This is a genomic window from Bradyrhizobium sp. UFLA03-84 (assembly GCF_002289535.1).
GTDB classification, from domain to species: domain Bacteria; phylum Pseudomonadota; class Alphaproteobacteria; order Rhizobiales; family Xanthobacteraceae; genus Bradyrhizobium; species Bradyrhizobium viridifuturi.
Genome location: NZ_NSJY01000011.1, coordinates 98,321 through 116,379, shown reverse-complemented (window position 1 = coordinate 116,379; position 18,059 = coordinate 98,321). Strand labels below are relative to the sequence as shown.

13 protein-coding genes are annotated in these 18,059 nt (G+C 58.1%); 2 read left to right on the top strand and 11 right to left on the bottom strand.

Going from position 1 to position 18,059, the window contains the following annotated elements; translation table 11 throughout:
* Positions 1 to 109 precede the first annotated feature (109 nt).
* The 11 genes from nifA to CK489_RS12815 all read right to left on the bottom strand — a co-directional run bounded on the left by nifA (position 110) and on the right by CK489_RS12815 (position 14,502).
* Entirely contained in the window at positions 110 to 1,867 is a 1,758-nt protein-coding gene (nifA, locus tag CK489_RS12865) for a nif-specific transcriptional activator NifA (RefSeq protein ID WP_245350348.1), read from the bottom strand.
* A 245-nt stretch (positions 1,868 to 2,112) separates the two neighbouring features.
* A complete protein-coding gene (locus tag CK489_RS12860; protein ID WP_095732631.1) occupies positions 2,113 to 2,949 on the bottom strand; it encodes an SDR family NAD(P)-dependent oxidoreductase in 837 nt (278 codons plus the stop codon).
* A gap of 1,176 nt (positions 2,950 to 4,125) precedes the next feature.
* The gene (locus CK489_RS12855) at positions 4,126 to 5,232 is read right to left on the bottom strand and encodes a nodulation protein NodZ (RefSeq protein ID WP_095732578.1); all 1,107 of its coding nucleotides are present in this window, start codon (positions 5,230 to 5,232) and stop codon (positions 4,126 to 4,128) included.
* Between the two features lie 182 nt (positions 5,233 to 5,414).
* The gene (locus tag CK489_RS12850; protein ID WP_095732630.1) at positions 5,415 to 7,430 is read right to left on the bottom strand and encodes a carbamoyltransferase family protein; all 2,016 of its coding nucleotides are present in this window, start codon (positions 7,428 to 7,430) and stop codon (positions 5,415 to 5,417) included.
* 310 nt (positions 7,431 to 7,740) lie between these two features.
* Positions 7,741 to 8,529: an ABC transporter permease gene (locus tag CK489_RS12845; protein ID WP_050404912.1), complete on the bottom strand. Its 789-nt coding sequence runs from the start codon at positions 8,527 to 8,529 to the stop codon at positions 7,741 to 7,743.
* A gap of 3 nt (positions 8,530 to 8,532) precedes the next feature.
* A complete protein-coding gene (nodI, locus tag CK489_RS12840) occupies positions 8,533 to 9,453 on the bottom strand; it encodes a nodulation factor ABC transporter ATP-binding protein NodI (protein WP_083992275.1) in 921 nt (306 codons plus the stop codon).
* Position 9,454: 1 nt separating this feature from the next.
* Positions 9,455 to 11,164 carry a nodulation protein NodU gene (gene nodU, locus CK489_RS12835; RefSeq protein WP_095732577.1) on the bottom strand — a complete coding sequence of 570 codons (1,710 nt, stop codon included), beginning with the start codon at positions 11,162 to 11,164 and terminating at the stop codon, positions 9,455 to 9,457.
* A 13-nt stretch (positions 11,165 to 11,177) separates the two neighbouring features.
* Entirely contained in the window at positions 11,178 to 11,807 is a 630-nt protein-coding gene (gene nodS, locus CK489_RS12830; protein ID WP_050626581.1) for a nodulation methyltransferase NodS, read from the bottom strand.
* Between the two features lie 30 nt (positions 11,808 to 11,837).
* A complete protein-coding gene (gene nodC / locus CK489_RS12825; protein WP_143278138.1) occupies positions 11,838 to 13,196 on the bottom strand; it encodes a chitooligosaccharide synthase NodC in 1,359 nt (452 codons plus the stop codon).
* 17 nt (positions 13,197 to 13,213) lie between these two features.
* Positions 13,214 to 13,873, bottom strand: coding sequence for a chitooligosaccharide deacetylase NodB (nodB, locus tag CK489_RS12820; RefSeq protein WP_095732576.1), 660 nt, complete (start codon positions 13,871 to 13,873; stop codon positions 13,214 to 13,216).
* Entirely contained in the window at positions 13,870 to 14,502 is a 633-nt protein-coding gene (locus CK489_RS12815) for a NodA family N-acyltransferase (protein WP_095732575.1), read from the bottom strand. The genes nodB and CK489_RS12815 overlap by 4 nt, the downstream gene beginning before the upstream one ends.
* Before the next feature lie 833 nt (positions 14,503 to 15,335).
* Here CK489_RS12815 and nodD1 point away from each other — a divergent pair.
* The gene (gene nodD1 / locus CK489_RS12810; RefSeq protein WP_050404917.1) at positions 15,336 to 16,280 is read left to right on the top strand and encodes a transcriptional regulator NodD1; all 945 of its coding nucleotides are present in this window, start codon (positions 15,336 to 15,338) and stop codon (positions 16,278 to 16,280) included.
* Between the two features lie 507 nt (positions 16,281 to 16,787).
* Positions 16,788 to 17,783: a LysR family transcriptional regulator gene (locus CK489_RS12805; protein WP_095732574.1), complete on the top strand. Its 996-nt coding sequence runs from the start codon at positions 16,788 to 16,790 to the stop codon at positions 17,781 to 17,783.
* The last annotated feature ends 276 nt before the right edge of the window (positions 17,784 to 18,059 follow it).

Sequence of the window (18,059 nt, the reverse complement as noted above, 5' to 3'; positions counted from 1 at the left end):
GCGACCTGACCCGGTTTTGTGAGGGACGAATACCGACATGCGTCGAAGCCCGCGACAGCGCCGTGCCGCCGCCGGGCACGTCAGGTAAGTGACGCCAAGGTCCTTGCGCTCAAAACCGCTTGATCTCGATCCCGTATTTCCTCAACGCGTAACCAATCTGACGCGGCGTTAGCCCCAGCAAGCGCGCTGCTTTTGCCTGCACCCATCCAGATTTTTCCATGGCTGCAATGACTCGCTCGCGATCGGCGATCTTCGCGCCACTTACGAGGACCGTGCCGGGAGGAGCAGCCAGCGAGGCCAACTCGCTGCGGCCTGGCGGAGCCGGCGCGGTCGCTTCAGGTAGCGGAGTGATCGACTTAGCCAGGACCGGCGTGCTCGGGACCGCCGGCATGATCATCTCCTCCGATGTACTTTTCCACAGCATGGCGGAAAGACATTGGCCGTGGCAACAAGCGAAATCATTTCTCACGATCGCTGGCCCGGCGGACAGCGTCGCCGTGCGCTGAATGCAGTTTTCGAGCTCTCGGACATTTCCGGGAAAGCCGCAATTCATCAGCACATCGATCGCGCTCGCATCCAAGGTGAGCGTACGCCCGTTCTCGTTATTGAAGTTCCTGAGAAACTCGTTGGCCAGCAGCGGAATATCACTGCGCCGCTCACGCAGCGGCGGCAGGAGCAAAGGAACGACGCTGATCCGATAGTAAAGGTCTGCGCGAAACTCGCTCTTTGCTACGGCCTCTTCCAGGTTCCTGTTGGTCGCTGCTATGACACGAACATCGACCTTGATGGTCTGGTTGCTGCCGACGCGCTCGAACTCCTGCTCTTGCAGAACTCGCAGCAATTTCGCCTGGAACGGCGCCGAAATCTCGCCGATCTCGTCTAGAAATAGTGTCCCTTTGTCAGCAAGCTCGAAGCGCCCCTTGCGCGAGCTGAATGCGCCGGTGAAGGCACCTTTTTCATGGCCAAACAATTCGGACTCCAGGACCGTCTCAGGCAGCGCCGCGCAATTCAGTTTGACGAAGGGCCGCTTGGCTCGAGATGACGACTCGTGAATGGCTTTGGCTACCAGTTCCTTTCCGGTCCCGGATTCACCGCGCAGTAGAACCGTGCTGTTCGATTTGGCTACGATCGCGATCTTATCGAGAAGCCCACGGAGCGCCGGGCTGTCGCCAATAATGCCATGAACTTGGACCTTCTTACGATCCCGTGCAGGTTGCCTAAGCTCAAACAATTGCTTTTGTAGCCGGTCCTTCTCCACCATCAGCCGTTCGCGGTCGCAGGCGAACAAGCGGTGCAGCTTCACTGTCTGTCCCACCAGATTGGCGATCATGGCAAGCAGCCGTGTGTCGTGATCGAGCCGCAGACTCGACCTTTCGTCGCGGATACGGTCGACTGTCAGCGTACCCACGACCTTGGGGTCGATGCGAATTGGCACTCCGATGAACGAGACGGGTGTATTATCCGAGGCACCCAGCACCTCGAGGTCGGCAGCGCTGAATGCCGGCTCGGCTGCCACATCCTCGGCGACAAGAGGCCGGTCCTCCGCGACGATTTGATTGATCGCCTTTCGGGGCAAGCGCATCCGGTACCGTTCGTCGCTGCCTTCGCTCCAGCCGTCGCCCACGGTGATGTCTGGCATCCCGTCATCGTCGAACAGTGAGACGATGCCGTGTCGCATCTGCACAAACGATTGCAGAAGCTCGAGAACGTTGGCCAAGGTGACTTCAAGCCGGCAAGGAGCGGTCAGTATCTTCGATATTTCGAAGATGCCGGTCAGTGCGCTCTCGCGCAATGGCTCGACGGAGAGCTCGCGTTGCGGCTCCACTTCTGAGGCAGGTCTTTCGCGTGCGGAAGCGATATGCAGCATGAGGCGGTCTCCGTTGTTTTGGTCATCCGCCCTGGCGACTTGTTCTGGTTTGCGAGCTTCGTTAGGCATGACATTCTCGATCTAGGGCCAAGTGTTGACGAGACGCCGTAGAAGCGTAACAGCTTTTCGTGGCACGACGATAAACTTTCAGTGCGTTTCTTTTGCGGAATGGATGCCCGACGTCAGCGTAGAACGTAGGTTCCACTGCTGCAGCTCAAGTCAGCTGCCTCGCAAGGCGAGGCCGATCACAGATGTTGCCCACCGTTGATCGGCAGCTCGGCTCCCGTGACGTAGCTCGCAGCATCTGAGCACAGGAAGAAGATGACCTTGGCCACCTCATCGGGCGTTCCCACTCTGCGCAGCGGGATAGTGGGCACAAGACGCGCCTCGGTTTCGGGCGACAACATGTCCGTCCCGATTTCGCCGGGAGCGATCGCATTCACACGAATGCCGTGCGGCGCGTAATCATGTGCCATTTCGCGTGTGAGACTTGCAAGCGCCGCCTTCGACGTCGCATAGGCACTTCCAGCAAACGGATGCACCTTCGATCCGGCGATCGAAGTCACATTGACGATCGATCCTGACCCAGCTTTCAGGTCGTCAAACAAACCCTGCGCCAGCAGGATCGGAGCCACGAGATTGAGATGGAAGACCCTCATCCAAGTCTCGGTGGACGTCGTCAAGGACGTTAGCCGGTCACCATTAGGTGTTTTCGGCGAAATCCCGGCATTATTCACCAGGGCGTGCAACACTCCGCCGCTCAAACGTTTTTTCACCTCGCTCACCGCGCTCGGCAGCATTCGATGGTCGCTGAGGTCGATCTGGACATGATCCTCGTTCCCTGATTCCCACGGGCAGCGCTCGCCGTCAAACGGCTGGCGCGCGCAAGAAATGATACGCCAGCCGGCTTCTGAAAACAGCTTGGCAGTAGCGTGACCAATTCCGCGCGATGCGCCAGTTAGAAGCATCGTCTTCCCTTCTCCTCGATGCGCGCCGGCTTTATCGGCATGAAACGGACAAGTCGAGTGCATCGCCAGCAGCGGGCTCGGGATCAGATCGTCATTTGGCAAATCGAGAGCCACGCCCACCTCCTCTCCTGTTGCGTGCTCGCGCACTCCAAGCAGGAATTGAGCCACCATAACCGAGGCAACGCCGCTCCGGCTTTGCGGCCTGGTGTCGCAGAACGCTTGGCAGGTTCGCAACGGCGCATTCGCTTTGCGACAACAATGGCATGTTAGCAACAAAAGCGTCGGAACCACACGCTCGCCTAAATGAATACGGGCCTGGAAGCGGCGCGCCCTTTTCTGTTTGCGCAATCCGCGAAAGCGACAGCTGGGCAGCATTTGTCGCGGAGCAACGATCGGTCGGTAGGGTCAGGCCTGTTAAGCCGCGCCGTTCAGCGATCCGAAACTGACGTTATCATCCTGGCACGTCCGATTTCCTTACAGCTGCCCGACCTGTCACGCACAGGCCCGTTTGACGGTCGCATATCGCCGCGAATTCCTTTCGCGTATCGTGAACCGGTTCGCTGATTGTTTGAACGGGTCCCCGGTCGCGCCTGCGTCAGTTGGGCGAGCGAGCGGCAGACGGCCTTGAGGACTGTTGCGCCAATCGATCCTGGCCAACAGATAGTCCAGCTACGCCGGAGAGATCGTTTCCGGTTCACCCGCGACCGATGTCCCGATGATTCTTTCTTCTCCCTAGCCTTTTGGTGAATAAGTATACTCCCTGCCAGGCGTGCCAGACACCTTCACAAGATCGCTGCGGCGACAGCGGAAGACGAAGATGCGCGCTCAGCGGGTCCAGCACCTTCTACGTCCTACACTTCAGCTGCTAACGGCGGAAAGCTCCTGGCATCAGACTGTCGCACCCGCGCCTTCGAGGTTCTCGAAAGGAGGCACTGTTGGCTCATTTTTCAGTGCAAGGCGCTGCTCGACCTGCCAAGGAGCAAGCATCAATGCATACCATCCCGTCTAACGTCGGCCGCGGTGATATGAGAGTGCAGTCTTGTCCGACGTAAGGACCAACCAAATTCCCAAGGTTCGCGCGAGGCGAAGACGGAGATTGGCGCGCACCTTTTTAGCGCGGCGAGGCAATTGTTGATCGACGTCGGGCTTCGCACTTCCGAGGGTTAGCGTCCTCCAGGAGGACCTCGCTGCCAGCGGCCACTTCGCCAACGATTTTACGCCGGGAAGACACGTGATAGCACTTTTTGATGCAAAGAGCGGCCATCAAATCAGTGATAGCAAGCTCGACGTTCATGTCCTCACGACCTCTTGGGAGGCTTCTTCAATCAAGATTAGTCGGCTCGGATCGTTTAGGTCGAACTCTATGACGCGTGGCGCAAACAGGCGTGCATAGCGTGTGAAAGCGCTTGTCGGAGGAAAACGAATTGCAGTGTCGCACCGCGCAAGGAGATACATTTCGGTAAGGGCGGCAAACCCGCCCTCGGCTCCGAGCGCCCCGCTGTGCAACGGTCCGGCCTGAGGGGGCTTGAAGCGCTTGGGAATCGTGAAAACATCGGGAAATATTGCCGAAACCTGCTCAAGGACGTGCGCGCTGTCCGTGCACAGGAACGCCCTCACTGGTTTTGTGTGCGGCAACGCCTTGGCCCTTTCGATGGCATTACAGACCTGTCGCAGGGCGCGCTCCGGATCGGTCCAATAGGGAGCATGCCCCATAATGTCCTCGCCGTTGCCGTGTCGAACATGAATGCCGATCATACTGTATGGCTCAAAGTGCTCGCGATAAATGGCATCAATCCGGGCCTGACTCTCAGGGCGTGGTTTGATGCTCCGAAAGATTTCCCGTTCTGCTTCTTGATCGCAGCGCCACATCAGGCAGGCGTCACAAACGACAGTGTTCGCATCGCAGTCTTTCTGGCCTTGAAACAGTTGATCGAGTTCGTCGCGCTCTCGGAAAATTTGCTCGTCCGGCCGATAGACGCAGTCGATCGATGGCTTATTCCACCAACTCGGGAAGAATGGTCCTGGAAACGAGCGCTGATTGATCTGGTCGTCGCAAATCACCCGTACGCCGGCAATGTCCTGAACTGGTTCAAAGAACACTGGAAAGGCATTGACGAAGGGTTGGTCGAGATAACAAGACCCCCGCCAATCGATGACCAGGTTACGCCCGGTCCGCTGTGCAAAACGCCAAGCAGCCGCCAGCGACCACAGGCAGTCGCCGAATCCCGTACGTCGTCGGGACACTACGAACCTATCATTCTTCGAACCGCTCTGCATGGCCTCCTCCCGGGCTCCTGGTTGGACGAAAGACGCCATTGCAGACATCTCATGTATCATCTCGTCCGATGTCGCGGTCTGAAATTGCGGTGCCGGCGAGCTGCGTCGGTAAAACTTCATATCAGTGCTATCCGTGATGCGCCGATATCTCGCAACACCTTCCCTCTTTTCTTGAGCGGTGTTGCAGCGACGTGCCGATTTCAGCCAAATGCCCGATGCCCGCTCCGTGCGTCGGACGGCCTGGCCTCCTCACATGCAGGCATAGGCATGGCCATGCTCATGAGTTACGGCTATGCTTTGCTTTACACTTTATTGCGGTCTCGGGCCGCGCGCAGCGGAAGCAGACGAATGCCTCGCCGCTCCCACACGAGCCGCAATTCCTTCACGAGATCTTCACGCTTGGCCTGGCCCAGCATGGTTGCGTCGAGCAGCGAGCCGAGCGACGCCTCGCCCTCGATCCGCATCAACATCTCGAACAGCTCATGTGAGATGCGCATACTATCGTGGGCGGAATGTCCCGTGCGGATCTCGCAGACCGTCTCCTGACGATCTACCGCTACGTGCGAGCGGACACGATGAAGCGATGCGTAGGGTGGCAATGAAACGCCTAATGCGCTCCAATCCTGCAATGTTGCCGTCCGCTTCTTGACCAAGAACGGCCCGACCACAAGTCCGTCCAAATCGGTCGTCAAGAACGCAACAATCGCGTCTGACACCGAATCAACGATGGGCTCGGCATTGTTGTTAAACGACGTGTTTAGAAGAATCGGTATTCCAGTTCGCTTTTTGAACTCGTTGATCAAATCCCAATAAGCAGGGTTTGTCTCGCGCGACACCGTTTGCAGACGAGCGGTCCCGTCAACGTGCGTGATCGCACCGAGCACGCTGCGCTGGGCTTCACGCACGCGAACCACAAAGTTCATGAACGGCAGCTCCCTCGTGCCGCTTGGAAGCTCGAAGAACTCGCTCGCATGCTCAACCAGTACAGACGGCGCAAATGGACGATAACTCTCGCGCTTTTTGACCATCTCGTTAATTCGGCTCTTGTTATCGGCTGGGCGCGGGTCCGCAAGAATGCTGCGGTTACCAAGCGCACGTGGGCCGAACTCAGAGCGGCCCTGAACCCAGCCGATTACAGCGCCATTTGCCATCCAGTCTGCCGCACTGGATGCTATGTCATCACTTCGTTGAATGTCGAGGTGGCCTGACCATGCGTTGAGCTCACGCTCCACGGCTTGCTCATTGCCGAGATCGGGCCCCCAATAGACGTCCGGCAGTCGCTCGCGCGGCGCCGGCCTGCCCAGCTCATTTGACACGATCAATGCAGCGCCGAGCGCGCAACCGGCGTCGTGCGCCGCAGGTTGAACAAAGATGTCGTCAAACAGCCCGGAATAAAGCAGTTTACCGTTCAGCGTGCAATTATGGGCTACCCCTCCAGCCAGGCACAAGCGTGCTATACCTGTCGCTTCACGATGGTGCCGCAGGATGTGAAACACGATCCGCTCCAGCGCCTCCTGCAGCGAAGCGCTGACATCTCGATGTTGTTGGGTGAATGGCATTCCTTTTCGCCGAACCTCGATGTGGCGGACCAGGGCCGGCGCGATACGATCCAGGTGAACGCGATAGCCACCCTTGTCCAACAACTCGTAGAACTGCGCGAAGAGTTCGCGATAGGGAGCGGGATCGCCATACGGGGCAAGCCCCATCACTTTGTACTCGTCGAACAACCCGTAGCCGAGATATCGGATTGTCTCGAGATAGAACAGCCCCAGGGAGTTACGTTCCGGGAAGCTTGCAAGCTGCGCAATTTCGATGCCAGACCCCACCGCCAATAAGCCGGAGAGGAAATCGCCACTACCGTCGACCGCGAAAATGAGACTTTGTTCGAACCCCGACATGGCAAACGCGCTCACGGCATGGGCTTCGTGGTGATTTACGAAGGAAAGCCGCGTCGGATCGATCTCGGCGTCGAACTCCCGTGCCAGCAGCTGGCGCATCAACAGTTTGGCGTCCAGCGGCACGGGCTTGGAAACAGAAAGACGCTCGAGCATTGTATTGCAGTAGGCTTCAGTCGCGTAGAACGCGATACGGTCAATCTCGCCGAGCTCAACTCCTGCGGTAGAAAGGCAGTATCGGATGGAGTTACTCGGCAACTTGTTGGAGTGCTTGACGCGGTTGAGCCGCTCCTCTTCGACGGCAGCAATCACGCGGCCATCCTGCACAAGAACCGCAGCACCATCGTGAAGAAATGTACCCGGCAGCTCCGGCGAGCTTTCATAGATTCTGTCAAGACCACCACTTATTCCTAGGCACAACATCCAGCTCTCCATTTGATCATGGCGGAACGACAACTGCGTTCCACCTATCCAATCTGTGCGGTCACGCTCCGTCGGGCTCGCGAGCCAGACAACACCATACAAATTTGCAAATCCGTCTTGGCGCTTCGCGACAGGCGGTCAGAATGTAGCGGTGCACCCGTCCGCACCGATCGACTCATCAGACGGCCAGAGACCTTGCTCGATCGCGGCCTCTCAAGTCCATTGTAGCGACCGCTGCGATAGACCAAGTCATTCCGAGCTCCGCACGACGCATCTGACTGTGACTTTCTCCATTCTCGCTGAACTCACGTCAACGCAGCAGACGGCGCCGAAATACTGCTATCGACGCAAAAAAGGAAAAGACCGTGTAAACGCAAAGCGCAGCGACATGCAGGACAGCACCGTCGACACCGCGTTCAAGCATCGCTGGACGAATAAGGTCGACCGAATGTGCGAGAGGTAACAAGCCGACGAAATGCTGAAATGAGCCGGGCAGTTGGCTCGTCGGAAAGACAACGCCACACAAGAACACCATAGGACTAAGAACAAGTGTTTGGTAAAACACGAAGTAATCGTAACTTGGCGCAAGAGATATGACGACCATAGCCAGGCTGGCGAAGACAAGGCCAGTAAGGGCGATTGTTGGCATCGCATATAGAATGGATAGCCATGATGCATAACCTAGCGTGACCGCGACGATCCCGATCGCTGTTCCGGCCAGAACGGACTTACTGGCCGCCCACACCAGTTCACCCAAAACGATATCGCCAAGCGTGAGCTCAGTGGAGAGGATTGCTTCCCAGGTACGCTTGGCGTCCATGCGTGCAAAGGCTGCATACATGGTTTCAAAGGTCGCGGACGTCATGGCACTGGTCGCGACCATGCCTGCCGCCAGGAACGCGATGTACGACGTCCCCTCAACGCGCCCCACGATCAGCCCAAGGCCAAAGCCGAGGCCAAACAGATTGGTCAAGGGATCTGCGAGGTTGCCGAGAATCGATGCAAGCGCCACTTTCTTCCATGCTAGGAAGTTACGACGCCATACCGCGATCCAGTTGTACGCGTTAGTGGGCATCACCGCCGCATAACTTTCACCCATCACTCACTTCTCCATCTCGCGCCCGGTCAACCGCAAAAACACGTCTTCGAGATTTGGAGGTCGCTGCAGAACACGAAGTCCCGCTTGCCCCCGCAGTTGCACGCGGACCTGCTCCGGATATGGCGCATAACAGAAGAGCGTCTCTCCACTCACTTCGATGTGCCGCGCATGGGGCCTGATCAGCTCGCGGAGCTGATGTGGATCACCTCCATAGATTTCGACCACGTTGCAGCCAATATGCTCGTCGATTAGCACATCTGGCTTGCCCTCGGCGATCTTGCGTCCACCCTCGAGGACACACAGCCGATCGCACAGGCGTTCGGCCTCTTCCATAAAGTGAGTGGTCAAGAGAATCGTCTTGCCCCGCGCCAGTAGAACTCGCAGACGCTCCCAGATCAGGTGGCGGGCGTGCGGATCCAAACCGGTCGTCGGCTCGTCCATCACGAGCAGATGCGGGTCATTTATTAGCGCGCGTGCCAAGGTCAGTCGCCGCTTCATGCCACCCGACAGTTCTGAGACCCGTGCGTCCGCCTTGGTTTCGAGCCGCGCGAACTCGAGCAGCGACGGTAGGACGGCCTCGATCTTGCGGGCGCTCATGCCAAAATAGCGACCAAACACCAGCAGATTCTCGCGTACGGTAAACTCAAGCTCAAGGTTGTCGAACTGCGGTACGACACCGATCCGCATGCGTGCGACACGAGCGCGCGCCGGTACAGGTTCATTGAGTACCATTATCTTGCCTGCGTCCGGCGAGATCATGCCAAGGAGCATACGGGCGATCGTGCTCTTGCCGGCTCCATTTGGCCCGAGTAGACCAAAACACTCTCCCCGGGCAACCGAGAACGACAGTTCATCGACGATAGTTCTGCCGCCAAATGACTTTCTGACGCCGGCAAGGTCGATTGCTACCGTGGACATGCTCATCTTAGGCCGATTGGAGACGTTTGGCCGGCGGTTGCTTCCTCATGACCGGCTTAGTCCAAAGCTGGCCGTCACACCACACATGCTCAACGCGCCCCCATTGACAGGCCGCCGCGGCATCCGGAAAGAATCCACGCCCGTTCAAGTTCGCGCTCGTGTTGCAGAGCAACGGAAGCCCCGTAAGGCGCTCGAATTCGACGAGAAGCTCAGCGACTTTGTGTGGAGAGCTGCGGGAGATTGTCTGCAGTCGTGCCGAACCGTCCAGATGGATGACAGCGGGAATCTTGTCGCACCATTCCGCCCTGGTCTGATGATCGAACAGCATGTAGGGGTCCGGCATACCTGGGTCGAATATGTCTGGCGCGCGATCCTCCAAGCAGATCGGCGCCACCGGTCGGAAGTGCTCACGACACTTGATGTCGTTGAGATGATCCTTCATAGCCAGTGACGTCGGAGCCGCCAGAATACTTCTGCCGCCCAACGCTCGCGGTCCCAGCTCGGCGCGCCCGGACAGGAACACTACCGGCTTGTTGTCGGCGAGAATGGCGGCAAGCTCACGCAGACTGCACGGCTCGGCCTCCCATTCCGACACCCCCTCGGTGGCCTGCAGAGCCGGACCGCTGTAAACAGACCATTCCAACGGTCCAAACCCATTTCGCGCCGCCATCGCCGCGCAGGCAGCACCTATTGCCGAGCCGCTGTCATTCGGGAAAGGCGGTACCCACACCTCATCGAACAGGCCCGTCGCGCGAAGCGCACTATTCCACTTGATGTTGAGACCGCACCCTCCTGCCACACATAGATTTCGCGCGCCCGGAAGAGAGGAGTGCTGCAACATAACCATCGCGATTTCCCGAACCAGAAGACGTTCCAGGAACATATGGAACGAGGCGAGGATGTCCTCCGCTCGTTTGCCCGTAAGGCGCAATGCGCTTGCCTCGAAAAACCCGTGCGTGGCCGAAAGTAAGGCCTCCGGATTGTGGATGTCTGCGCGGTAGCGACGAGTCTGCTCCGTGTCCGCGGCAAAGCGCTTCTCGTAGAGTTCTTGAAACACTGCGACAATGCCTTCGTCGACAGAGCCAAGAGCGATGTACGCCATCAGCTTGCCGGCGATGCCCAAATCCCAACTGGTGCGGCTCGGCTGCCTGTAAGGCCCGAAGTGAAGGCCGGCGGCAGCATAGGCCTGACCAATCATGGGAAACAGGGAACCCACGAGCCGCGCGCCGCGAGGTTCGACATAGTAAAGGCGGGGAAAAATGGAGCCGTCCCATACCAGACAGAACGCCGGTTTTCCGGTACTGGCAAAGGGGCTGGTGCTATAGGCTGACGCAACGTGGCCCGTGACGTGCGAGTAACTTTTATATGGAAAAACCTTGTCGCCGAGGATCAGGCCAAAGCCTTCGACGGAATCAAGAAGGCCCTCAGCATGACGCTCGACATATGGCCCCCCTTTCAGCGTGATCGGCACCGCCCCACTAAGGACCTGGAACCGCGACTCGATCTCTCCGTCCCAGCCATCGATGACGAACTGATCAATGTCTCGCGGATCAAGACCATGCTCCGCCAACACACGCACGACATCATCGAGGTTGTCGATGGATTGATAGCGTGCGTTGTTACCGCGCTTTTCCTGCTCGGTGCAAAAGACGAGCCGCCCGTCCTCGACGAGAGCAATTGCGCCGTCATGTGTTAATTTGATGCCGCAGATGCGCATAGGACCCCCTGATCTAATGACAGACAATCGAGTGTTTTAACGACTGCCCCGACTTCCGGAACAGGACGAGCAAGCAGTCTTCGTTGACCGATGTGGTTTGGCAGTGCAGACGCTCCACCTCCAACAAGCTCTCCTTGAAGAGAGAGATCACCGTCTCGGCACCAGCGGCATGACCCCAGTGTCGACAAGTGGCATCACGCGCGGACCCGAACACCAGAGCGCCGTCTGGGGCAAGCATGCTCACCAGGTTGCGGACCGCCGCGTGCATCTCGGAAACGTCATTGAGATAGTAGAGGACCTCGGCGACGACGATCAGATCGAACTTCTCTGTGGTCGAAAACTGCTGAATATTGCACGTTATCCAATTTATATGTGACCGATGCCCGGTCCGCAGGCGCGCCCGTTCGATCGCCTGCGGCATGACATCGACCACCGTTAGGCGTTGGCAACGCGGTGCAAGCATTTCCGTGAATGCCCCGGCTGCGCATCCGACCTCGAGGGCATGCTCGACACCCCCATTGCAAGACGACATCCGGAGTATTTGCGCGTACCGTTCCTGCTCGAACGCACTGCTGTCGAGATGCCATGGATCATCCCCAGCGAGCTCGCGTTCCAGTAATTGATGGTTCTTGTACACAGTCATGCGCCGATCGACCTACTTATACCCGCTCGTTTATTTCCGACCGCAAATACTCTCCGGCGCCGCCAAGCGCGATGGACGGTGAGGAACCACCGGCTTCGGAATTGTGCCCGAAGCCAGCCCTGTAGCCACAGGACCTGCAGCACTGTTCGGCGCCTGCAGAACCGCCCGCTCATCTCCTTCAGTCGGCTCGCTGACGATCGTGCGCGACAGCCAATCGCTGTTGCTCAATGTACAAAGGGCATAAGCTTTGAGCGGCAGTAAAAGAAAGATGTTTATCGGTGTGTGGAGCGAGAAGCCGAGAAACCGCAATTCCCCCGCCCGCAGTGCAGCTACACTGCACCGAACCATCGTCATCGCCGCGATGGTCAGGCCCGTCCACCAAGGTACAGATCCGCCGACTGCGAGCTCGGCAAGCGCAGCCAGTGCTGAAAGAGCGAGTAGCAGTGGGCCAAGATTCTGCCCGACAACGTCCAATGTGAGGTAGCCATCGAGTTCCGGCAGCAGACGCAATGCGAGAAACGTATCGCGAAAGGTGCTGCGCGCCCAGCGCAGCTGCTGACGAAGGTATGGCCCGAGAGTGTCAGGGACAACTGTTGCCGCAATCGCGTCCGGAACATACTCGGTTCGAAACCCCGCCTTGAGCATGAGAATCGTCAGATGGCGATCTTCGCCGAAATCACTCGGCTTGCCGCGAAAGAATTGCGTTTCGTACTGATCAAGCAGCAGGGCAAGCGCAGAGCGACGATACATCGCACATGGACCGCAGCAGCACATGACCGCACCGAAGCGAGCTTGCGCCGCGCGCTCTTCGTTGCACGCCAACCAGTATTCCATGTCGATCAGACTGGTCAGCCATGTATCGTTGCGATTGCTCGCTACCAACTGGCCCATTGCGGCACCAATGTCGGGGTCCCGCATCTTCGCCGCAAGCTTGGTGACCACGTCAACGGCCAGTATCGTGTCCGAATCCACGTTAAGCACCAAGTCACCGGACGAGCCGCGTATTGCGGCGATCTGCGCTTTGCGCTTGCCAACATTCCTGGCAAGCAAGATGATGCTGAAGCGCGCATCGTTGGCATAGATCTTATGTATAGGCCCCACAACGTCGCGATTTGCCGAGCCATCGTCGACCACATAGACCCGCAGCTCTCCTTCGTAGTCTTGCCTGGCGAGCGAATCCAAACACTGGGCGAGCGTGCCCGGCTTCTCGTTGAAGCAAGGCACGATAATATCCACACTTGGCAGAGCCAGCGCAGATTGTCCTAAATCGTTCCGGAACGATGGGGTATTCTCCCGCTGCGCGTACAGCGCTTGCGCGCTTTTGTAGATGGTCGAGAGCAGCGCGTAAGACGAAACCGCGACGGCGCTGGTTGTAGCGAGCAGGTCCATAGGGTGCCAGTTGTTGTTCAGTGAAGCTGAGGGAGCGGGCGGATCACGAAGCCGCGGCGTTGTAGTGCTGGAACCAGGTAAGAGAGCGCTCTAACCGTCTGATCTCGCCGAGTTGCGTCAGCGCACGTCGCGTCCTCATCAGGAGGATATCCATCGTGCAGGAGAACAATCGAACCCGGTCGAACGGCTCCGAGTACCGAAGTCACAATTCTGTCCACCCCGGGCTGGGACCAATCTCTCGGATCGACCGACCAGTGCACAGCCGTAAGGCCAGCCTGCGCCGATGTAGCAAGCACCTCTTCGGTCCATTTACCGTAGGGGGCCCGCATGTGCCTGGGCGCGGCCTGCCGACACGCCGAACGAATCGCCTCGCTGGCCATTAGCACCTCACCGCGCACCTGAACCGGCCCGCATCTGGACAGATCCGGATGCGTCATCGTGTGGTTCGCCACCTCGTGGCCTTGCGCGATCATCCGCCGAATGAGCTCGGGCTGCTCGGCTGCGTAGGTACCGATCACAAAGAACGTCGCTGGCACCCGATGTTGCGTCAACACATCGAGAACCTCTGGCGTGCAGAATGGATTTGGCCCGTCGTCGAAGGTCAAATAGACGGGGAAGCTTCCGCTCACATCAGCGTAGTCGCAAGGAACGGCAGACACGGGGATAAGCTCCTTCACAGCTCGGGCCCGTTCCGATCGATCATTGCGCCAGCGGGCCACTCGCTGATCGCGCTTTGAACCGGGAACACCACCACGATCACCTCTTCGATGCGGATCGGCGACAAATTGGGATAGACATCCGGATGCGTGGAGCGGACGCGAAGGCCCGACATGAGGGTCGCGAGGCCCTGTCTTTGCACCAGTCGAGTAAGATGCTTCTCAAGCGCGGGCCGGACCGTCCCGAAGCCAAACGGGACTCCAAGTTCGTGCAGTTTGGGATACATCACTCGCATCGCGTGGCTGATTCCCAGTCCCTCGAGATCCGGCCGCACGGCATACAGCCCAAGTTCTCCCACGAGTAGATCGACCTCACCGATCTTGATGAAGCGGCGCAGTAGTCCGACGTGCGCAGCTACGCCATGGGCGTCGCGACCAATCACGCGGACCTCAGGCCTAGCGCCGGCCCAACTTCTGTTGCCTTCAAATGGCTGCGCATTGAAAGCACCGGTCGGCCCGTAACTCTTGCGAAAAAATTCGGCGAGCTCGGCATGCTCAGTCAGCCGCAGCTCGTTTTCCCAGCGAATGCTCCAATGAACTTGAGTACGCGCGGAAGGAGATTCCGTGGCCCGAGATGCGACAATGTTCATGGCAGGCTTACCTACGCGAGTAATCTCTAGAGGGGGGTCTGTCACACAAACTCACTCACCGGACGCAGATCGATCGAGAAATGCGCCGTCGCGTTTTGTTGGATGCCGGTTCTTCTTTGCGCGCCCGGTGCCGGAGCAGATCGCTTGGGGTGTCACCTTTGTGTGCGATCAGATGATCGCTCCATTGAGGCTTGTCATTCCGACCGAATGCTGTGCCGAAGGCGTACGGACGGGGCCATTTAATCGTGCAGGTGTTATCTGCAGTATGAAGCCCTTCTGCCTCATCTATTGCGGCTATCGGCGCTTTGCCGCTAGTGAGCTGATCATCGATGTGGACCACCTCGTTGACGGAGCGTCGCAGTGACACCAGATCAACTTGATTCTCATGCATCTTCGACACGCCCCGAATGCGATTGACAGTCGAGCCGATAGACTGTCGCCAGATCTATTTGGCATCCGCAATTTGCGCCTGCCGCTGTATCGCGACACTAGGGCGATGCTGATCCGGCCCTCAAGTGTACGCGGGTAAACCGCCGATATGGAAAGGGTTGGAATACACATACGAAGGTTTACCGAACGCTTCGCGTTGCAACGGATACGCGGGTTGTGCCGGCCAAGACCGACGCCACTCGTACGCCTTCGCCTTGAATGACCACCCAAGGATCCGACAGCAGCCGCTTGCGTTCAAGGTTTGTCCAGAGTCCACGCACGACCGACAGCCATTCTGGTGTTCCGACCATTTTCCAAACTGATGTTTGCTATCCAACATCCCGCAGTTTGGTAAAATCGATTGTTTCGATAGAAAGCATCCACACGATGGATAGACTCAAAAGATGCGATTCAAAGGACTCGATCTAAACCTGCTCGTTGCGCTCGATGCTCTGATGACCGAGCGCAACCTCACCGCCGCGGCGCGTAAAATTAACCTGAGCCAGCCCGCTATGAGCGCGGCAATCGCGCGGCTGCGCACCTATTTCAGCGATGAACTTTTCACGATGCGCGGTCGAGAGCTCGTCCCGACACCGGGCGCGGAAGAGCTCGCGGGTCCCGTTCGCGAGGCCCTCTTGCACATTCAAATTTCGATTATTTCGCGAGATTCGTTCGACCCTGCTCAGTCCAGCCGTCGCTTCAGGGTCATTCTCTCCGATTTCATGACAATCGTTTTTTTTCGACGAATTATGGACCGTATCGCACAGGAAGCCCCGGCTGTGCGCTTTGAATTGCTGCCCTTTTCGGATGAGCCCGACGAGTTGCTCCGCCGGGGCGAGGTCGACTTTCTCATTCTGCCGGAGTTGTTTATGTCGAGCTCTCATCCCAAGGCGACGCTGTTCGACGAGACTCTCGTATGCGTGGGATGCCGCACGAACAAGCAGCTGTCACGACAACTGACATTCGAAAAATACCTTTCGATGGGTCACGTTACGGCCAAATTCGGACGAGCGCTGAGGCCCAATCTGGAAGAATGGTTTTTGCTTGAACACGGCCTAAAGAGACGGATCGAGGTGGTAGTGCAAGGCTTTAGCCTTATCCCACCCATAATATTGGACACCCGCCGTATCGGCACGATGCCTTTGCGACTCGCTAGGCACTTCGAAAAGCGGATGCCCGTGCGGATTGTCGCCCCCCCCTTGCCTCTGCCCACATTCACTGAAGCATTGCAATGGCCTGCGTTCCACAATACCGACCCGGCGAGTGTTTGGATGAGGCGAATATTGTTGGAAGAGGCGTCCAACATCGCATCGGGCCATCTCGAGACATCTACTCGTAGGCGATGCTAAGTTCAGCATAAGGCCATTCCGGCCGTGTCTCGAGTATTGCGGCACGCCATAATCCTCCGCCGAGGTCGACGGACGCCCAACGTTGCTGCGGGACATAATCCGCATTGGTGTGCAAATGTCAGGCACGTTCAATTATTCGCTTGAATCCCACGCTGCGTGAGGTTGTAGGCTGCGCGCCTTGGCTCGCGCTGCGTTAAGCGGCGGTCGACCGGGCGCACAGCCGAACTCACGGCTTTGGCGGAACAACTTGGACTGGTGCCAATAGTTAAGACCGGGTCTTGTTACGAGGCGCGCGGGAGCGGCGAGCCTATTACGGGCTGGTAACGGCTTCCAGCCTCTGACGTCCGCCAACGGCCGAACCGTCCACTGTTGCGGTGATTCCGCGACCTTCCTCTCGCGAGAGCAAGGTCGGACGAAACCGATTCGGACCAGCCGGTAAGACCGCCTCAGACGTGGCCGCGGCCGGTCGTTTAACACCGCAAGCACGTTTGCGCCGGACAAGAAGATATGCGCTTCAAAGGACTGGATCTTAATCTTCTCGTCGCGCTCGATGCTCTAATGGCTGAGCGCAGCCTGACTGCAGCGGCACGTAAGATCAGCCTTAGCCAGCCCGCCATGAGTGCAGCTGTCGCCCGACTGCGCTCCTATTTTGGTGACGAGTTGTTTGTAATGAGAGGACGAGAACTTGTCCTGACCGCACGCGCGGAGGGACTCGCCGCTCCGGTTCGTGAGGCGTTGATGCACATTCAGCACTCGATTATCGCACGTGAGGCCTTCGATCCTGCCCGATCGAACCGGCGGTTCAGGATCTGCCTGTCAGATTTCATAACCGTCGTATTCTTCCGCCATGTCGTGGAGCGCGTCGCGCGAGAAGCACCCAATGTTAGGTTCGAGCTGGTGACGCTCAACGATGAACACGATGAGCTACTTCGGCGCGGCGAGGTCGATTTTGTCATCCTGCCGGAACTATTCATGTCCGGTACACACCCCAGAGCGGCCTTGTTCGAGGAGAGTTTCGCTTGTGTGGGCTGTCACACGAATAGTCACTTACTGAGGCGGATGACATTTGATCGGTATATGTCGATGGGCCACGTTGCGGTCAAGCTCGGAGGCGCACGCAAGACCTTCGTCGAGGATTCCTTGTTACTCGATCTCGGCCTCAATCGGCGCATCGATATTCTTGTGCAGAGCTTCAGCATGATTCCACCCCTGCTAGTGGGCACAGGCCGCATAGGGACCATACCCTTTAGGCTCGCAAAGCATTTTCAAAAAGCCGCGCCGCTTCAGATTGCCACGCTTCCCCAGCCATTCCCCACCTTCACCGAGGCAGTCCAATGGCCAGTCCTTAATAACAGCAATCCAGAGAGCATCTGGCTGAGAGAGATATTGCTGCAGGAGGCAGCTCGCATAGCAACTGCGCGTGAAGAGGCATTCAGCATTAGCGCTTCGGAACAAGCGGATGATGCCGGCCCCTTCGCACGATCGGTCTCGCCGTTAGCGTAAGGACTTTAGCAGAGGTCAGCGAACCCGCCGCCCGGACCGTGTCCCAACGTGCAATTTCGGCTCGTCTCGCTCGAACTGATTGTCTCTCGTCAAAACCCCTCATAGTTGGCGACCGTCACAAGCCCAAGGCCGTCCTTCTCGCACCGGCGAGAGCTCGACGTAAAGCGGTCGCTCGAGCATTGGCCCGGCTTTGAGAGACAGAGAGGTCGCTACGTGCTCGCGCCAAAGCTACGCTGGCATTGCAAGCCCGGCTTGCGGCCGCGTCGATCTCGAGAG